Source organism: Reichenbachiella sp. MALMAid0571, assembly GCF_040151475.1.
Classification (GTDB): Bacteria; Bacteroidota; Bacteroidia; order Cytophagales; family Cyclobacteriaceae; genus CAXBNB01.
Genome location: NZ_JBDKWG010000111.1, coordinates 29,515 through 48,766, shown reverse-complemented (window position 1 = coordinate 48,766; position 19,252 = coordinate 29,515). Strand labels below are relative to the sequence as shown.

The following is a 19,252-nucleotide window of genomic DNA, read 5'->3' as shown; positions in this document are numbered from 1 at the left end:
ATCATGAAAAACTATATAAAACTTATTTCGGTATTCATATTTTTAACCGGAGTTATTAGCTCTTGTAGCGATTCTTATTTGGATGAAGCTCCATTGGACAGGTTTAGTCCTGAAAATTTCCTTGAGAACGAAGCGGGATATGATGCTGCAATTGTAGGTCTTTATCAGGCCGCAAGAGAAGAGCATCAAATTGCATCTAATAATTTTGAATACATGTCGGTAGGCACTGATCTTGCCCAATGGGGAAGAAACGACAGTCGTGGTTTGAAAGACTATTCTTTATTAAATTCAAATTACAGTGCAGCAATTATTTATTGGGATTGGGCTTATAAGGAAATGCTCGTTCGGACAAATTTAGTTCTTGAAGGTATTGATAACCCTGCCTTGGATATGACAGATGCGGTGAGAAACAATATTAAAGGGCAGGCATTGTTTTTCAGGGCTTATACCTACAATTTCTTAACCAACATTTATGGACAAGTACCAATTATAGATTCCAGATTGACGGAACCAAAATTTGATTTTGTGCGCACAAGTCGCGAAGCGGTACTCAGGTTTGCTGCTTCAGATTTGGAGGAGGCTACTCAGTTGTTGGCTATGGATGTTGACGATGGAAGAATTCCCAGAGCTGCTGCTTATCATTTATTGAGTGAGGTATATATCTCTTTGGGATTGGAGACAGGCGACAACTCTTTTTATGATCAATCAATTACAGCAGCTGGCAAGGTGATCAGTAAAGAAGCTGGAGATTATGAGATCATGATGAGTAGATTTGGGCCAGCGAGCGCAGAGCCGGGAGATGTATTCTCTGATGTATTTGCTCAGGGTCAAATCAACAAATCTTCTGGAAATAAGGAAGTAATGTGGGCATGGCAATTCGAATCCTTTACTCCAGGTGGAGGCAATGATTCCAATAGAGGAAATGGGGGGCCAAGGTATTGGGGAACCGAATATGATAAAATTACAACTCCTAATGGATTTAAGAATACTCCAGCGGATACTATTATAAGAGGGATAGGAGTGAATTCTCCTACCAATTATGTGAAATACGATATTTGGAAACTTGATCCAAATGACATGAGAAATTCCAAATACAATATCAGACGGACATTTTACTACAACAATGCGGATGATCCGGAGTATTTTGGTAAAGAAATTAAGGCAGCAAGAGGAGAAGATGGTAATCTGTATGTAGCAGAAAATGACGGAACTATCACTACTCAATTACTTGATACTTTGAGGGAATATTACCCTTGGATAAGGAAAATTGATGGTGCACCTTGGAACGATGATGTGGCTAGTGGAAACAGTTCAAAGGATTTTAGTAGAATGAGAGTTGCTGAAACTTATCTTTTGAGAGCGGAAGCTTATTTTAGAAAGGGCAATTTGGATGCAGCAGCACTGGATATCAATGTTGTAAGAGCCAGAGCCAATGCCATACAAATTTCGGGCTCGGATGTTACCGAAGACTTTATTTTGGATGAACGAACCAGAGAATTGATTGTGGAAGAACCAAGGGTAAGGACTTTAATACGCATGGGACGTTTGGTTGACAGAGTTCGTACTTATAATTCAGCACCATCGGTAATTGGTGGTGTTTCATCCGGTACTACCATTCAGGATCATAATAAGTACTGGCCTATACCACAAAAGGTGATTGATGCCAATGTTGGAGCAGATTTCGGCCAGAACGACGGTTATCCAGGTGGGTGACATATCTGATTTGTAGCAGTTAAGAATTAAATTTCAACAATGAAGAATAGTGAACATTCATCGTTCTTCATTGTTTTAAAGTTAGCAAATTGGACATGCTTACATTCTGGTATGCGCCTACCTCTGTGGAATGTATCAATAGAATATAATTAAGAAACCTGTAACTATGAATAATTACAACAGAAGAGATTGGTTGAAATCAGCTTCTATGGCGGGCATTGGGTTGGTCTTGCCATCAGGCATATTGTCATGTGTGAACAAAAAAAATCATCCGAGAACATTGTTGCTGGTATCAGGTTGGCAGGATGTCAATATTGGAGATATTGCACATACTCCAGGGCTGTTGAATGTGCTTCAAACATTTCTACCAAAAACTGAAATCATATTATGGAAAAGGAACAAGAGTGAGAAAGTCAAAACACTTTTGAATAAGAATTTTCCAAAAGTGAAAATTATTTATGGTAATGTGGATAAGGAATACAATGTGGATAGCTCTGAAGTAATTGATGCTTTTGATGCCGCTGATGTGATGATTCATGGATCCGGGCCATCAGTAGTAGGTAGAACAAATTTGGAGGCTTGGGTGAAACATTCCAACAAACCTTTTGGAGTATTTGGGACGACTATCCAGCATATAGACGGCTCACTACAGGTTTTGCTCAAAAAAGCCTCATTTATCTATACCCGTGAAACGCTTTCAATTGACGTTTTGAAAAAAAGTGGCATTAAAGGAGATCATATTTCGTTTGCCCCTGATGCAACTTTCTTTTTAAACATACATGATGATGCCACAGCCGATTCGTTTTTGAAAACAAATGGGCTGGAGGATAAAAAATTTATTTGTGCCATTCCTCGGCTGAGGTATACACCTTACCACAAGTTCAAAAAAGTCAATTGGACAGAAGAGAAAATCAAGCAAGTGGAAGAAGTGAATGCACTGAAAAAAGAAGCAGATCATGCTAAGATGCGTGAGGCGATGATTGCCTGGGTGAGAGAAACGGGTAACAAAGTACTTGTATGCCCTGAAATGACTTATCAGGTTGACATCATGGATGAATTGCTTATTAATCCACTACCTGATGATGTTAAGCCTTATGTCGTGAAAAGAGGTTATTGGTTGCCAGATGAAGCAGCCTCTGTGTATGCCAAAGCGCATACATTGTTGAGTTTTGAATGTCATTCACCGATCATAGCCGCAGTGGAGAGGACGCCTATGTTTTACCTACGGCAACCAGAGGACACCATTAAAGGCCACATGTATTATGACCTTGGTTTTGACGATTGGGTATTTGAAATAGAAGAAACAGAAGGCAAGCAAATAGCAGATGCCCTTCGGAAAGTTTGGCAAGACTATGAAGGAGCTAAATCCAAATTGAAAAAATCGAGAACGGAAGTTGAGAAAATTTACGAAAGAAGTACGGAGACCATCACCACATTATTAGGATGATTTTGGATGACTTTGCTTTTTCGAGGATTAAAGAATTAATAATAATTGAATAAATGTGTCATAGATACAATTCATAAAAAAACGCAAAAAATGAAAAGAAGGGAATTTTTGAACCTGAGCATACCAGCCACAGGTGCCATTTTGGTGTCGCCTGGATTTATCAATTACCAGTTAGAAAAAGAAATCAATGCACAATTTTCAAATGATGTAGCAATAGATCAATATGATTTGGTAATCAATGGGGCTGGTTTGTCTGGATATTTTGCAGCTATGGAAGCAGCGAAGCAAGGAAAAAATGTGTTAATTGTTGAAAAAAGGACAAGTCCCGGATACGAGATCACTGCCAAACAAAAATTGTGGATTGGTACAGAAGGTTTTGACTCGCTCAGTAAAGAACTGAAGCGACTATTGTTGCCAGAGGGTGAAAAAGATGAAGTTTTAAACTCAGAAGGGAGTGGTGTGAATGGCAGTCAGTTTGATGATGAGTTGCTGTTGTTTGGCGGAAGTATCAAAAAGGGCATGTTGCGAAACCTGCTGCAACAAAAGATTCATATCCTGCTAATGACAGATGTGTGTGGGGTACTTTCTGATGGTGAAAATATGCGAGGTGTTCTGTTGGCTGGAAAACATGGACTGCATACCGTTAAGTGTAATGATTTTATTGACAGCTCAGATAATGTGTTGTTCAGTCGTGGGTTGGTTGGAAATGATTATCAAATAGAAAAGGCTGGCTTTGTGATGGAAGTGTTGAAGGTAAAGAATCCACAAAAAAAGGAAATAGTTGCAGCAGAAAGCCTGGGACTGTGCGACCAAAAGATTCAAATTCATAGAGGCAAACATTTAAACGATCAGATATTCCTTGAATTCGAATATCCTGTCAATTCACAAAACATCAACGAAATTGAACATCAATCCAGGCTGTTTGCAGCTAAAATTAGCAAAGGATTTTCTGGTTTAGATAATTCTTTAGTGGAGGCTAAAGTGGAACAGTTCGCCTTGGAAAGTACAATTATTTTAAAAGACAATACACTTCCAAATACCAATTTAAAAGGACATTATTTGCTTGCAAACGATGCTGCTAATTTGAGCTGTGAAGAATTATTGAAAATAGAAGCGGATGCTAAGAAATTGGTTTCCAGTATTAGGACAATTAAAACTGAAGGTAAAGCCAATGAATTATTGGTTGTAGGGGCTAAAATCCCATTCGATCAATTGACCTTTTCTAACCCTGACGAACCGGGACTAAGTGTTCCCTTACAGCGATGTGATTTCGATTTTGCGAAATGGGTAACGAATAGGAACAAATGCCAGGTGTTGGTAGCTGGTGGCGGCACGGCAGGTGCTATGGCCGCTATGGGTTCTGTAGAAAAAAGTGCCAACACTATTGTTGTAGATTACTTCAATGATCTCGGAGGCACTAAAACAGTAGGAGGAGTTATGGGTTATTACCATGGTTACAAAGATCATAAATTCTTTAAAAAGCAAAATGAGATGGCTACTCAGGTGGCTTACGACCATCAGATGAATGGCAATACAGGTCGTAGATTATTTCACCTGATGGAAGTATTAAATGGTGGAGGGAAATTCATTTCTGGAGCCATCATGTGCGGTGCTATTGTAAAAAATAAAAGGGTTGAAGGTATTTTAATTTGTCGTCATGGCAAATTGGAATTGGTCGAAGGGGATATTACCATAGATGCTACTGGAGATGGAGATTTGGCGGCTTTTGCAGGAGCTATATTCAGCCATGGTGACTCCCGATCTGGTATGACCCAGGATTATAGTCAGTGGGATCAAAAGGGAGGAGCAAAGAAATTTCCATCTGCTACAGGCAGAGACTATGATATCATTGACAATACTAAAATCTCAGAATTGCAAAGGGGATTGTTTTTGTCTCATTATCAGGCTCATTATTATGATTTTTTTCCAATGCTTACTGTACGAGAGTCCAGACGAATAGAAGGGTTATATATACTAGACCTCATCGACTCTTCTGAGGGCACCCATTTCGACGATGTGATGACACTAACGAGTAGTGATTTTGACCCACATACCATTGGTAGTTCAGAGTACTCCAAGTGTGGCTTTCTATTACCCCATTCCAATGTAGTAGTGGTTGAAATTCCATATCGGTCTATCGTGCCAAAAGGACTGGATGGAATGCTAATTTCAGGACGAGGTATCAGTCAAACTCACAATGCATTGCAATTTACTCGTATGAGTGCCGACTTAGCAGTTTTGGGTTATTTGACGGGGCAGGTAGCGGCTGATCAGGCATGGAACAAGATACAGCCAAAGGATTATGATGTTTCTGCCCTTCAAAAGGAATGGCAGGCTTTGGGTTATTTGACCGAAGACTGCATGTCCAAACAACCAGGGAATCTGGTTAATGATGACAAAGAAATAACCAGAAGGGTGAAAATGTTATCGACAGGTGCACCAGAATACCTTTACGAATGTGTAAAACTTCCAAAGGACAAAGCCCTACCGGTATTAAAAGAGTACTTCAATAAATCAGACGGTAATATGCTGTTACTAGCCAAGGCATTGGCATGGTTTGGGGAGAAAGAAGGAAATGATTTGATCGTAGAGGAGTTGAAAAAGATGTATGTGCAGGAACAAAAGGAAGGTTACCTAGGAGGTTATGTAGATACTTACGATGATATCCGTGGTAGAGAGAAAAATATACTGTTAGGATTGTTCTGGAAGATAAATCAAAATATTGCTTTGCTGGCTATGGCTCAGAATACCGATTGCAAACATTTGATTCGTCACATATTAGGCAATACCGAGTCAGGAGGAGGAATGGTCGAAAGGGAAAACGAATACTTCAATGGCAGAATTGATTTGAAAATCATTCCCAACTTCAATAGGATCATGGCGATATGTTTTTATGCAGAAAGGGTTCCTAATACACTTTTTGAAGATGGATTTAAGAAATTGTTGAAGGATAAAAATATAGGTGGTTTTATCACTCAGGAGTATCAAGAAACAAGATGGAGGGTCTATGGTGGTGATTTGGAACTTTTTATAGCCTCTGCAATGGCTAGGTGTGGCTCCAAAGTAGGTTATGATTTATTAGCAGACTATCTGGATGACATTCATTACAATTTCAAAGATTTTGCTTCAAAGGAATTAAAAGCACTTACAAGTAAGGATTACCAATTCGACAGCAGGGTATGGAAGAAACAATTGAGCAAATTGTCCTATCCTCGTCCGACAGTAAAACTGGTTAAGGAAGTAGAGGTGTAATCAACTATGCTGATCCAATTTATCCTTTTGTTTTTTGCGACCCACTTTTCTCAAAAGGATGTAGTCTTTTTTCAGTCACAGGAATTAAAAGGTTTGGAGTTAACCAGTCAGGAGCAGGAATTCGTTATTCTCGATGATCAGGAACATGAAATTCCAATACTTGAATATAGAGACAGTTCAGGTTTGATCTATTGGTATCGTAGGGTATTAACTCCTGTTTGCCTGACTGGTGAGTGTCTGCTTATTGATATTGGTATTTACTGGGATTGTACTGGAGATTTTTTTGGGCTTGAAGTACATGGTGAGCACTTGACAAAAACGGATCACAGTATTTTTTCGGTAAAAGATTATCAACATTTGATGGGTATTTTGAAGAATGATTGGTCTGTATTGAGAGAATATGAGTTCACCAATTTGGTGGAGCAGCAGGAGGGAGATGGGGTTGATGGAATATCGGGAGCGACGAAAACGGAAATTGCTATGGAGACCGTAAAAGATGCTGTTTATACTACCTACACCATTTGGCATCTTGCCCACCTGGGAGAAAAAGAGCAGCTTGTTGAGTTAACTGCTAATCAGTTAAATGAAAAGAATCTAATTCTCAAAGCACTTGTCACAAATAAGGATAGCAAGTACCGTTATTTCATTCTTGATTTATTGTCAAATGGAAAACTAACATCCACACCTGAATTGGATTCATTGGTTTTGGAGGGACTTAGGTCTTTTGAAGATCCAAAATTTAAAAAACTATCCTATAATGCTTTGAGTAAAATCGGCTTAAACCATCAAATTCAAAAGTCTTTGATTTCAATCTATTTAATTGCATCTATTCAGGATAAAATCCAGATTCTGACCGCTTTTGAAAGACCGATCAAATTAACACCTGAGCTACATGCTTGTTTTTCGAATGACCTTACCATAGACAATGACTGGTTTCTGGTGAAATTGAAAAAAGTAATAGAAGCAAAAAGACAGTTCTGATTTCTAATAATTATAAATTTCACCTAGCTACGGAAATGGCTGTCACAAAAGCCATGATGATACGGAACAACTACTATCTGAGTATGGTAAGCAGAAATATCAAATGTTGATCCTATGATAGCTTTATGAAAAGAATAGAAAATATTCCTAAATTAGTCACCTGATCATATTAATTTTATCAGATGAGTTAATAGAGTATTACATTTTAAGTATCCAATATATATAACAATCATTATGAATTTAGCACGAAGAGATTTTCTTAAAAAGACAATGGCTGCCGGATCAGTAGCAATTATTGCCCCCACAATTATCCCCTCTAAAGTTTTTGGAGCGAATGACCGAATAAATGCAGCCGTATTAGGCATAAACGGCCGGGGTAAAAGTCATATCAAAAGCCTGATGGTTCAGGATAATGTTCAGATCACTACTTTATGTGATCCGGACATGAATCTATTGAAAGAAAGAAAAAAGAGTTTTAAGGAAACCTACAACAAGGATGTTGCCCTTGAACAAGATCTTCGTCGTGTTATTGACAACAAAGACATTGACGTGATAAGTATCGCTACCTGCAACCATTGGCATGCATTGGCTACTATATGGGCTTGTCAGGCAGGTAAAGATGTATATGTGGAGAAGCCAGGGTCTCATAATATATGGGAAGGGCGTAAAATGGTGGAAGCCGCTCAAAAATATGACCGTATAGTTCAGCATGGTGTTCAGTTGAGGAGTTCTCCTGCTGTACAAGAAGCCATACAATTGATGCGTGAAGGTTATATTGGTAAAGTATATATGGCTCGTGGACTTGTCTTTCGTTGGAGAGGCGATATAGGTGATCAGGGATTCTCTCCTGTACCTGATGGTTTGGATTATGACCTGTGGACCGGTCCGGCGCAAAAACGCCCATTCACTAAAAATCTCGTTCACTACAACTGGCATTGGCATTGGGACTATGGTAATGGTGATGTTGGAAACCAGGGTATTCATGAAACCGATCTATGCATGTGGGGATTGGATGTAGGACTTCCATCACAAATCACTTCCATGGGTGGCAAGTTCCTTTGGGACGATTGTAAAGAAGTTCCGGAGGTATTGACATCCGTTTATAAATACCCTGACGAAGGTAAGATTATCCAATTCGAAGTACGTCCTTGGTGTACAAATACTGAAGAAGGAGCCACAGTAGGAAATATTTTCTATGGTGACAAGGGAATACTTGTTGTGGACGGTTATGATAAGTATAGTACCTATTTGGGAAAAAACAGAGAGCCGGGAAAATCGGGTACTGATGGTGGGAAATCTGCCACCGGAATGGATCGTGGCGATGGAGGAACTGATGGGCATTTTGCCAATTTCATTGAAGCTGTTCGTAAGCACGACAAGTCTATCCTTAATGGGCCTGTAGAGTCAGCACACCTGTCTTCAGGATTGGCTCATTTAGGTAACATTGCCTACAAATTGGAAAGGGTATTGAATTTTAACCCTGCCTCTGAAACATTTGTAAACGATCCTGAGGCAGACAAGATGCTTACCAGAAATTACAGAAAAGGCTTTGAAGTTCCTGATAAGGTATAAAAATTCTAGTACTCATATAAGAAAAATTAAATAAAGTGATGGCATAAAGGGTGGGCGTGAATTTCCGCTCATTTTTTATGCCTTTTATCTAATCAACCCATTCTAAAACTATTATGGATAAAAATAATTAACGTCGCAATTTTCTCCAAAAAAGTGCAGTAGCAGGTGTAGGGCTTTCGTTAATCGATCCGTTTTCAGTACAAGCCATGCTTAAAAAATCGGAAATGAAGCTGGGCTTAGTCACCTATCAGTGGGGTAAAGATTGGGATCTACCAACTTTGATTTCAAATTGTGAAAAGACAGGCCTTTTGGGAGTAGAATTAAGAACTCAACATGCTCATGGAGTAGAAACAAGTTTGAACGCCAATCAGCGATTGGATGTTAAAAAGCGCTTTGCAGATAGCCCGGTTACCTGTTTGGGTTATGGATCCAATTTTGATTATCACCATGTAGATCAGGCGGAGGTTCGTAAGAACATTGAAGGAACAAAGGAATATCTGAAGTTGTGTAAAGATATTGGAGCGACGGGCATTAAGGTAAAACCTAATGCCATACCCAAAGAAGTGCCAAAAGAAAAAACTATTGCTCAAATTGCAGCTTCTTTCAATGAAATAGGGAAATATGCCAGTGATTTAGGGCAGGTAATCAGGGTTGAAGTACATGGCAAAGAAACTCAGGAAATCCCCAATATGAAAGCCATATTTGATCAGGTAACGGAGAAAAGTGTTAAGATGTGCTGGAATTGCAATGATGAGGATTTATTGTCACCTGGGCTGGAAGCTAATTTTCATTCCGTAAAAAAATGGTTTGGAGACACAGTTCATATTCGTGAATTAAATGTGGGGGAATATCCTTACCAGCAGCTCATGGACTTATTTTTAGATATGAAATATGAAGGCTGGATTTTACTGGAAGCCAGAACAACTCCAACCGATAGGATTGCAGCCATGAAAGAACAAAAGGCTATTTTCAATTCTATGATCGGAATGAAATAGAATCATCACGATTTTATATCGATCATCATATTCCCGCATTATTTTGGGAACATCAGGTTACTTTATTTCCAGCTCGGGTCTTCGAGTTGGCAAACCCTGTCATATCTATTTAAAAAAATGCTATATCATTGCAGTATTCATCCGTTATCAATTTATTGATCGTAGCTCAGGATAATTTGCATGTATTATTTAGACAAAAAGGTAAAATATAACAGTCCGGATTTTAAAGCATTATTCAATGCCTATTTTCCTACATTGTGCTTGTATGCCGAAAGAATAGTCTCTGATAGTGATGCGGCAAAAGATGTAGTTCAGGAGGTTTTTATTAAGTTGCTGAAGTCAGATGCCATGTTTGAGAATGAAAAGTCAATTAAAGCCTATTTGTACATATTGACCAGAAACAGTTCAATTGATAGCATTAAGAAAAACAGAAATAGTTTACGTTTGACTGATGATGAATACTTTTCATATTCAGAGAATGATTTTCTGGAAGACATAGTTAAAGAAGAAACCTATAGAATGTTGGATGTCGCTATTAAAAAGCTGGGACTGCAAAGCCAAAAGATTATTCAATTATCGATGAATCAATTGAGCAATCCTGAAATTGCCGAAGAACTCGATATTTCAGTAAATACAGTCAAGACACTTAAGCTTCGTGCTTACAAGAAGCTTAAAAATATTCTGGCACATCAATTAATGTCTGTAATCTTACTAAATTTCTTATTGGAATAATTTTTTTCATGCAACTGTCACCCTGTTCATTGATTTTCTGGTTTTAGGGGTATCCAACTAGAAGCGTGACAAATGATCCAAAAAGTAAAAGAACATTTAAATGTAGCGAAGCTCTTCGTAAACGAAATATTTGGTCAAAATTCTGATGCTAAAAAGCAAGAATTGGGTCAATGGAAAGAGAATCACAAAGAAGTAACGGAAGATATTTATAACTGGGACAATTTCACCCAACACCAGATAAGTGCTTCCCAGATTGATACGAATAAAGAATGGGTCAGACTTGGAAAAGAATTAAATAAGGGAAATAAGACTCGTTTAATTATCAGGTATGCTGCGGCGGCAGTCATTCTTATTGCAACCGGGCTTTTCTACTATTACCCCACAGCGAACCAAACCGAGGTAGTAGCTGATATTCAACAGGTGATCAAGGAGAATCCTAAAGGTGTTAAATCAGAAATTCAACTGCCGGATGGTACACACGTATGGCTCAACTCGGCCAGCAGCATTTCTTATCAGATGGATTTTTCAGATAGTGTCCGTCTGATTACGCTCAAGGGAGAGGCATATTTTGAGGTGGTAAAAGATCCGAATCGTCCATTTAGAGTTAAATCAGAGGGTATTACTACTACAGCATTGGGGACAGCTTTTAATGTAAATGCATTTAAGGATGATGATATTCAGGTGTCCCTGCATGAAGGGAAAGTGAGGGTTGCAAAAGAGAACGCTCTGGAAAATACTATTTTATTACCCGGACAACAGGCGAATGCAGGCCCCACAGAATTTTCTGTGCTTGAGTTTGATGTAGAGGAAGTATTGGCGTGGAAAGACGGTATTATCTATTTCAATAATACAGATTTTGATAATATGCTTAGTACTCTGGAAAAATGGTACAATGTATCCTTTCGTATAGAAAGTTTAACAACAGAAAAAAGAAAGCAAATAAAAGTTACCGGAAAATTCAAAAATCAGACTTTGGTCAATGTACTCAAATTGCTTGGTCATTCTATGCACTTTGAATATACGATTGATCAAAAGATTGTTACACTTAGATTTTAATAAAAAGATGAACTAACAAACTATTTAAAAAAAAGAAAACCCCGGGTGCAAGGCATCCGAGGTAAGATGTTCCTGAATAGACACCTTCGAAAATGATTATTCAGAAAACAGCAAAACGTATGTTTCACTCAACACAAAGATAATGAATTTAAGATTACTTAGGTTATTGAAAATGACCATTAAATTTTCGACATGTGGTTTGATATTACAGGTTTTTTGTATGACGATGTTGTATGCTTATAATGGCAATGCACAATATACAAGTACCAGTGATATCATCATAAAAAACACCGTCAACGGGCTCAACATAAAAGAAGTGTTTGACCTCATCGAATCCAACTCTGATTTGGAGATGCTCTATTTGGAAAAGGATTTGCCCGAAAAAACTACTATCAACTTAAAACCTGGTTCATCCAGATCTGTGTATGATATCCTGATGGAAGTATCAAAACAGGCAAGTTTGAAATTTCGTCAGGTCAACAATGGAATTTCAGTTTCACCTATGTTGAAAGCCGAGGTGAAAAACAATGTAAATCGTATAGAAGTACTCGCAGATGTAGATATATCAGGTAAAATTACCGATGAAAATGGTGACGGACTTCCTGGTGCCTCCGTCATAGAAAAAGGAACTGCCAATGGTACTACTACTGACCTTGATGGCCAGTTTAAATTAAGCTTACCGGAAACTGCTACTCTCGTTGTTTCATTTGTAGGCTATAAAACTACTGAAATTACTTTGGAAGGCCGTTCTGTAGTTGATGTCCAGATGGAATTGGATGCCGAGCAACTGGAGGAAATTGTGGTTACTGCTTTGGGTATTGAGAAAGAGACCAGGTCTCTGACTTACAATGTTCAGGAAATTTCAGGAAAGTCAATTAATCAGGTTGCCAATGCCAATTTTGTAAACAACCTAAACGGTAGAGTGGCAGGGGTAACGATCAAAAGCTCATCATCCGGAGTAGGAGGTACCTCCAGAGTGGTTATGCGTGGTGTGAAATCTATTTCAGGAAACAACAATGCCTTGTATGTTGTGGATGGTATTCCAATGCCGAATTTATCTACAGCCCAACCTTCTGATCTTTTTTCAGGGGCAGGACAGACTGGTGATGGTATATCTAACCTGAATCCTGAGGATATAGAGAGTATATCAGTGTTAACCGGATCTGCTGCTGCGGCACTATATGGAAGTTCTGCTGCCAACGGAGTGGTTTTAATTAATACCAAGAAAGGAAGCAAGGAGAAAACGACCGTAAATATCTCAAACAGTACGATATTTTCATCACCACTTGTCTTACCGGAATTTCAAAAAACTTATGGGCAATCGGAAAGTGGAAGTTATTTCAGTTGGGGAGAAAAGCTTACTAACCCTTCTTCTTATGATCCGGCTGATTTTTTCCAAACAGGAGTTAATATTACTAACTCGGTGAGTTTATCAACAGGTTCGGAAAAAAGTCAGACTTACGTTTCTGCCGGTACAGTCAATTCAGAAGGAATAATACACAATAACAATTACGACAGGTATAATTTTTCTGTTCGTAACACATCAAAAATTTATGAAACCCTGACTCTGGACATAGGGTTCATGAGTAGTAATGTGAAAGAGCAAAACATGGTGGCTCAGGGGCAATATTTTAACCCATTCCTTGCTGTATATCTATTTCCCGCAGGAGATGATTTTTCTAAAGTAGAAGTTTACGAAAGATACAATGCTTCAAGAAATTTCAAAACTCAATTCTGGCCATACGGTGATCAGGGTATGTCTATACAAAATCCTTACTGGATAACAGAGCGGAATAAGTTTGTCAATAACAAAGAAAGGTACATGGGCAATGCGTCTTTGAAGTATCAATTTGCAGACTGGGCGAGTATTTCAGGACGTATCAAGATGGATAAAAGCAATGAAAAATACCAGAAAAAGTTCAGTGCTTCTACTAACCGGCTTTTTGCATCCGACAATGGATATTACGCTCTAAATGAAGCGGCTACCCGACAAATTTATGGAGAAGTAATACTAAACATTGATAAGAAAATTCAAGAGAGTTTCAATCTAACCGCAAACGTAGGATCTAACTTTTTGAATATTGATTATGATCAGAATATGTATGGTGGCAACCTGCTGGGTGTAGCCAACTTATTTACTTATTCTAATGTTAATCCTTCTACCGGGGAATCTTCTCAATCGGGATATGCTTCAAAAAAGCAATCAATTTTTGCAAGTGCTCAGCTGGGTTATCAGAACCTCGTTTATCTGGATGTAACAGGACGTAATGATTGGTCTTCTAATTTGGCTCAGTCGGATATCAGTTCTTTTTTCTATCCATCTGTTGGTTTGACTGGTATTATATCGGACATTCTGGCATTGGAATCTGATGTATTATCTTTAATTAAAGTTCGTACTTCCTATTCTGAAGTTGGTAACGAGCCCAATGTATTTCTTACAATACCCACCTATCCTTTGTCAAGTGGATATCCCCAAACACAGACAAGGATGCCGAACACAGATCTTCGGCCAGAAAGAACCAAATCCTGGGAAGTAGGGTTGAATTTGGGTTTGTTTTCGAATAGCCTTACTTTGGATGCAACATTCTACAAGTCAAGTACATATAATCAGTTTTTCGAGCCTACTCTTTCTGCTTCTTCCGGATTTACCAGTGTAATTGTCAATGCAGGAAAAGTCAATAACCAAGGTATTGAGCTAACAGCGAGATATAATAAAACAGTTGGGAAATTTGATTGGAACTCATATTTGACTTATTCCCTGAATAGAAACAAAATCATTGAATTACTTCCCGAATGGGAAAACCCTAAAACAGGAGAAATTATATCTCTCGACCAACTGGATATGGGTGGCACAGGTAGTTATAAAATGATACTGAAAGAAGGGGGATCTATGGGTGATATTTATGTCAACACCTTGAAAACAGACGAGCACGGAGCAATCTTTGTTGATCCATCATCACAAACTGTGGCAGCAGAGTCAAATGCTTTTGTAAAAGCAGGGAACAGTGCACCAAAATCTAATGTAGGTTGGGGTAACAATCTTAGTTGGGATCGATTCTCATTCAGCTTCTTGTTTACTGCTCGTTTTGGTGGTGTAGTGGTGTCCAATACGCAGGCCGTTATGGATGCTTTCGGTGTATCAAAAGCTTCGGAGGAAGCCAGAGATTCTGGTGGAGCACTTGTAAATGGGAAACGGATTCCTGCTAAGGAATACTATCAGACCATTGGTGGAACCAATGGAGGTATTGGATCTATGTACATTTATAGCGCAACCAATGCCCGGTTGGGTGAAGTAACACTAGGTTATGATGTTCCTGTTAATTCATTAGCCAATTGGATTCAGAGCCTTAATATTTCCTTTGTTGCGCGCAACTTGTTTATGATCTACAACAAAGCCCCCTATGATCCTGAGTTGACAGCTAACACAGGAACTTATTTTCAAGGGGTGGATTACTTTATGACACCTAGTTTGAAAAACATAGGGTTTTCTGTCAAGTTAAAGTTCTAAAAACCTAAAACTGTCAATAATTATGATTTTATATAAGATAATTAACTCGTATCGAGTTTCATGTTTGAGTCTGATTTTGATGACTCTGATGATTTCTTGTACAGATTCCTTTGAGGAGGCCAATACCAATCAGCATGAGGCCACAGAGGAGATGATGTCGAATGATAACCTTAAAACAGGTGCTTTTTTCTCTCAGATGCAGAGAAATGTAGTTTTATTTGATGATGGTAACAATTTAAGTAGTGATTATCAGGTAGCACAAGGTCTGACCAGCGATTTGTATTCAGGTTATATTGCACCAACCGGATCATGGTATAGTGGTGTACACAATGGTTCTTACTATTTTATTACAGGTTGGATCGAGAAAACCTTCACTTCTGGGTTTTCAAGTGTAATGCCTGCATGGCAATCCATAGTTGAGATAGCAGATGAACAAGGATTACCCGAAGTATCAGCGTTAGCCACAGTGATAAAAGTTGAGGCCATGCATAGGGTGGCAGATGCTTATGGGTCTGTTCCTTATATCAATTTTGGGAGTGGTTCTCTACAAAATGACTATGATGCCTTGGAAAATGTATATACTATGTTCTTTGAGGAGTTGGATTCATCGATAGATGAGTTGACTGACTATGTACTTGGCAATCCTTCTGCTACTATTTTGGCTAATTACGACTACATATATGGTGGTGATGCTACAAAATGGGTAAAATTTGCTAATACTCTCAGGTTGCGTTTAGCCATTAGAATTGCGTATGCAAATCCTGCTCTGGCGCAAGAAGAAGCCGAAAAGTCTATTAACAATCCAATTGGCCTTATTTCAAGTCCGGGTGAAGCAGCATCTTTAAAACACTCTTCCAATCTCACCTATTATCATCCTTTGTATGATATATCCTATAACTTCAATGACGGTGAGGCACGGATGAGCGCATCTATGGATTCTTATATGAATGGCTATGAAGACCCCAGGTTGGGAGCTTATTTTACTCCTACAGAAGATGGAGGGTATCATGGTGTACGGTTGGGAATTGAGACGTCAGTATGGTCGAGGTATGTGAGTGATAATATTTCGAATTTGAATGTAAATCAAAGTAACACTGAAATAGTATGGATGACTGGAGCGGAATCCTATTTTCTTAGAGCAGAAGGTGCACTTCGGGGATGGAATATGAATGGTACCGCTCAAGAATTTTACGAAGAAGGTATTAGTGTTTCATTCCTGGAAAATAATGTTGATGGAGCAGATAGTTATATTAATGATTCAGAAAGCACTCCGATTGCATTTAATGATAATGCCGAAGGTTCAAGTCTTAATGCTTCAGCTCCAAGTGATATTACTATAGCCTGGGATGAGGCAGATTCCTTTGAAAGAAATCTCGAAAGAATTATTACTCAAAAATGGATAGCCATTTTTCCTGATGGCCCTGAAGGATGGGCAGAATTTAGGAGAACAGGTTACCCAAGGCTATTACCAGTTGTTACTAACAATAGTAATGGCACGATCAATAGTGATCAACAGGTTCGTAGAATTCCCTTCCCTCAATCTGAATACATCAATAATCAGGCTGGGGTAACAGTAGGAGTCTCATTGTTAAGTGGCTCGGATAATGGAGGTACTAAACTTTGGTGGGACCAGAAATAATTCAGTGTTAAAAAATAAAAATTTGAAAATCATGAGAATAAAACTAATAGGTTTTTTGACTCTTTTCTCTGCAACTGTTTTTATGGCAGGGTGCGATACTGAGGTTGAGTCATTGGATATTCAAAAGTTAAAAACATACGATGAGCAGTACTTTGAAAACCTTAGAGCATATAAAAAATCTAATCATACATTAAGTTTTGTATGGTATGCAGCTTATGCCCCGTTGGAAGGTGTGGATGGTTACAAAGATCCTGCTTCATGGGGAGAACGCATTAAGGGGCTTCCTGATAGTTTGGACATCTGCTCATTGTGGATGGGTATTCCAAGTAATGATCCTCAAAGTGATAGTTATGCTCCTGTAGCTTACGAAGACATGAGGTATGTTAGTGAAAAGCTGGGAACACGTTTTGTGGCACCTACTATTACGAGAATGAATAAAGTTATTACCCTTAGAGATGGTACCGAATATGACCTTTCGGAAAATCATACAGATGAAGGGATAGAAGTTTATGGCCAGTATTTGGTCGATCAGGTTTTGGACGCTGACATTGATGGTCTTGATCTGGACTATGAGCCTGAAGGTGATTGGCTGCAAGGTGAGAATTTTACAAAACTGGTACAATACATAGGCCAGTATTTTGGTCCTATGGGACAATACCCCGATAAACTCCTTATAGTTGACTTTTACTCACAATATCCGGATGAAGAAACAGAACCTTATGTGAACTATTTTATTCGTCAGGCATATACTCAAGGTTTTAGTGAGCATTCTGGTTCCAGATTGCAAAGTTATTACAATTCAATTGACTGGGCTAAACCTAAAAAATTTATAGTAACTGAAAACTTTGGAAGCCATGCTGAAAACGGTGGTTCTCCTTTTGTAGAAGACGATGGAAACACCTTAACAACGGATGGAAGTCAAATGTATTCTTTGGAAGGTATGGCTCGCTGGAATCCTACTCAGGGTGCTAAAGGTGGTTTTGGAGCCTTCTATATAGGCCGGGAATATTCTAATAGCTCCGGCATTCCATATTATAACCTGAGACGTTGCATACAAATTGCCAATCCTGCTGTTCAATAATAGTTAGGTAGAATTTGAAAGTTTAAACAAACATGAAAATGAAAAAATATATAAATATAAGAACACTTCTGCTTTGCGCATTTGGCCTTGTGCTTTTTGTAGCGTGTGAAGATGATCTGGATTTTGGGAAAGAGGTTATTCTGGTTACCGGAACTGACAGTAATCCTTTAGTAAGTTTTGTAGTAGAGGATACGCCATCTTCATATATCGTGACAGCCTCAGCTACTGGTAAAGTAGATGGAGATGTCAAAGTTAGATTTGCCCTGGACAATTCTTTGGTGGAATCTTACAATATGAAGAATAAAACGAATTATTACCCTTTGCCTGAATCAGTGATTAACATGGATAAAACCGAGGCAGTGATAGAGGCAGGTAGTGCTGCATCTAGTGGAGTCACTGTTAGTATTACATCTGCTGATGAGTTTCATGATGGTCGAACTTATATGATTCCCGTAACTATTGAAAGCATAGAAGGAGGGGATATGGAAGTTTTAGAGGCTTCAAAAACAATCTATTTAAGAGTTTCACGAGTGATTCACTATAGTTCTTTGGACATGACCAATGTGAATTTTTACGGAAATTATTATGCAGATGAACCTGTTGAACTTCCCCAATTTACTTATGAAATCAAATGTTATATCAATCAATGGCATCCGGGGAATGAGCCTATCAGCCGATTGAGTAATTTTTGCCCGATTGATGAGTCAATCACCAATTTACTTCGTTTTGGAGAAAATGGTCAGGATGTGAATTCTCTGCAATGGGTTAGCCCAGGAGGAGGATTGATTTCGTCAACAAGGTTCAATACAGGTCAGTGGTACACCATTTCTCTGACATTTGACGGCAGTACATACATCATGTACGTTGATGGAGTAAAAGATGCAGAACTGGCAGGAACAAAAGGAACTGTGTTTCAAAGATTGGAATTGGGCATGTCCTGGTTTGATAGTGGCACGGCCTCCTCTTCTTATCCATACAGGCAAAGGTTTCTGGGCAGAATTGCAGAGATTCGTTTATGGGACAGAGGTTTAACATCAAGTGAATTGCAATTGGGGATTTGTGGGGTTGATCCGGCATCAGAGGGATTGCTTGCTTATTGGAAGTTGAATGACGGTGAAGGCCATGTGTTTAAAGATGCAACAGGCAATGGTTATGATATGGATTGGTCTGAGTCATGGCAAAATGGTAATCAGTATGACAAAACCGATTATGTGAATTGGATAGCTGATGACGAGAACAGATGTAGTAATTAACAGGACATTAGAAAAACTACGAC

At 38.7% G+C, this 19,252-nt stretch carries 12 protein-coding genes; all 12 read left to right on the top strand.

Features of this window, described 5'->3' with window-relative positions; translation table 11 throughout:
• Positions 1-3 precede the first annotated feature (3 nt).
• On the top strand, positions 4-1,713 hold the full coding sequence (locus AAOP42_RS06400; RefSeq protein ID WP_349527644.1) for a RagB/SusD family nutrient uptake outer membrane protein: 1,710 nt from the start codon (positions 4-6) through the stop codon (positions 1,711-1,713).
• A 166-nt stretch (positions 1,714-1,879) separates the two neighbouring features.
• Positions 1,880-3,160, top strand: a complete 1,281-nt coding sequence (locus tag AAOP42_RS06395; protein ID WP_349527643.1) for a polysaccharide pyruvyl transferase family protein — start codon at positions 1,880-1,882, stop codon at positions 3,158-3,160.
• Between the two features lie 90 nt (positions 3,161-3,250).
• Complete coding sequence (locus AAOP42_RS06390) at positions 3,251-6,412, top strand: FAD-dependent oxidoreductase (protein WP_349527642.1); 3,162 nt, start codon at positions 3,251-3,253, stop codon at positions 6,410-6,412.
• Between the two features lie 6 nt (positions 6,413-6,418).
• Positions 6,419-7,393 carry a hypothetical protein gene (locus AAOP42_RS06385; protein WP_349527641.1) on the top strand — a complete coding sequence of 325 codons (975 nt, stop codon included), beginning with the start codon at positions 6,419-6,421 and terminating at the stop codon, positions 7,391-7,393.
• Between the two features lie 234 nt (positions 7,394-7,627).
• Positions 7,628-8,965 carry a Gfo/Idh/MocA family protein gene (locus tag AAOP42_RS06380; protein WP_349527640.1) on the top strand — a complete coding sequence of 446 codons (1,338 nt, stop codon included), beginning with the start codon at positions 7,628-7,630 and terminating at the stop codon, positions 8,963-8,965.
• Positions 8,966-9,171: 206 nt separating this feature from the next.
• Positions 9,172-9,960, top strand: a complete 789-nt coding sequence (locus tag AAOP42_RS06375) for a sugar phosphate isomerase/epimerase family protein (RefSeq protein ID WP_349527639.1) — start codon at positions 9,172-9,174, stop codon at positions 9,958-9,960.
• Positions 9,961-10,140: 180 nt separating this feature from the next.
• Positions 10,141-10,692, top strand: a complete 552-nt coding sequence (locus AAOP42_RS06370) for an RNA polymerase sigma factor (protein WP_349527638.1) — start codon at positions 10,141-10,143, stop codon at positions 10,690-10,692.
• A 72-nt stretch (positions 10,693-10,764) separates the two neighbouring features.
• Entirely contained in the window at positions 10,765-11,748 is a 984-nt protein-coding gene (locus tag AAOP42_RS06365) for a FecR family protein (RefSeq protein WP_349527637.1), read from the top strand.
• Between the two features lie 142 nt (positions 11,749-11,890).
• Complete coding sequence (locus AAOP42_RS06360) at positions 11,891-15,256, top strand: SusC/RagA family TonB-linked outer membrane protein (RefSeq protein WP_349527636.1); 3,366 nt, start codon at positions 11,891-11,893, stop codon at positions 15,254-15,256.
• 22 nt (positions 15,257-15,278) lie between these two features.
• Positions 15,279-16,895 (top strand): RagB/SusD family nutrient uptake outer membrane protein, encoded by a 1,617-nt coding sequence (locus AAOP42_RS06355; RefSeq protein WP_349527635.1) that lies wholly within the window; start codon positions 15,279-15,281, stop codon positions 16,893-16,895.
• Between the two features lie 31 nt (positions 16,896-16,926).
• On the top strand, positions 16,927-17,976 hold the full coding sequence (locus AAOP42_RS06350) for a glycoside hydrolase family 18 (protein WP_349527634.1): 1,050 nt from the start codon (positions 16,927-16,929) through the stop codon (positions 17,974-17,976).
• Positions 17,977-18,014: 38 nt separating this feature from the next.
• Complete coding sequence (locus AAOP42_RS06345) at positions 18,015-19,229, top strand: BT_3987 domain-containing protein (RefSeq protein WP_349527632.1); 1,215 nt, start codon at positions 18,015-18,017, stop codon at positions 19,227-19,229.
• Positions 19,230-19,252 lie beyond the last annotated feature (23 nt).

Coding starts and splice junctions, on each gene's coding strand:
- AAOP42_RS06400 (WP_349527644.1), top strand. CDS start 4: ATGAAAAACTATATAAAACTTATTTCGGTATTCATATTTTTAACCGGA.
- AAOP42_RS06395 (WP_349527643.1), top strand. CDS start 1,880: ATGAATAATTACAACAGAAGAGATTGGTTGAAATCAGCTTCTATGGCG.
- AAOP42_RS06390 (WP_349527642.1), top strand. CDS start 3,251: ATGAAAAGAAGGGAATTTTTGAACCTGAGCATACCAGCCACAGGTGCC.
- AAOP42_RS06385 (WP_349527641.1), top strand. CDS start 6,419: ATGCTGATCCAATTTATCCTTTTGTTTTTTGCGACCCACTTTTCTCAA.
- AAOP42_RS06380 (WP_349527640.1), top strand. CDS start 7,628: ATGAATTTAGCACGAAGAGATTTTCTTAAAAAGACAATGGCTGCCGGA.
- AAOP42_RS06375 (WP_349527639.1), top strand. CDS start 9,172: ATGCTTAAAAAATCGGAAATGAAGCTGGGCTTAGTCACCTATCAGTGG.
- AAOP42_RS06370 (WP_349527638.1), top strand. CDS start 10,141: ATGTATTATTTAGACAAAAAGGTAAAATATAACAGTCCGGATTTTAAA.
- AAOP42_RS06365 (WP_349527637.1), top strand. CDS start 10,765: ATGATCCAAAAAGTAAAAGAACATTTAAATGTAGCGAAGCTCTTCGTA.
- AAOP42_RS06360 (WP_349527636.1), top strand. CDS start 11,891: ATGAATTTAAGATTACTTAGGTTATTGAAAATGACCATTAAATTTTCG.
- AAOP42_RS06355 (WP_349527635.1), top strand. CDS start 15,279: ATGATTTTATATAAGATAATTAACTCGTATCGAGTTTCATGTTTGAGT.
- AAOP42_RS06350 (WP_349527634.1), top strand. CDS start 16,927: ATGAGAATAAAACTAATAGGTTTTTTGACTCTTTTCTCTGCAACTGTT.
- AAOP42_RS06345 (WP_349527632.1), top strand. CDS start 18,015: ATGAAAAAATATATAAATATAAGAACACTTCTGCTTTGCGCATTTGGC.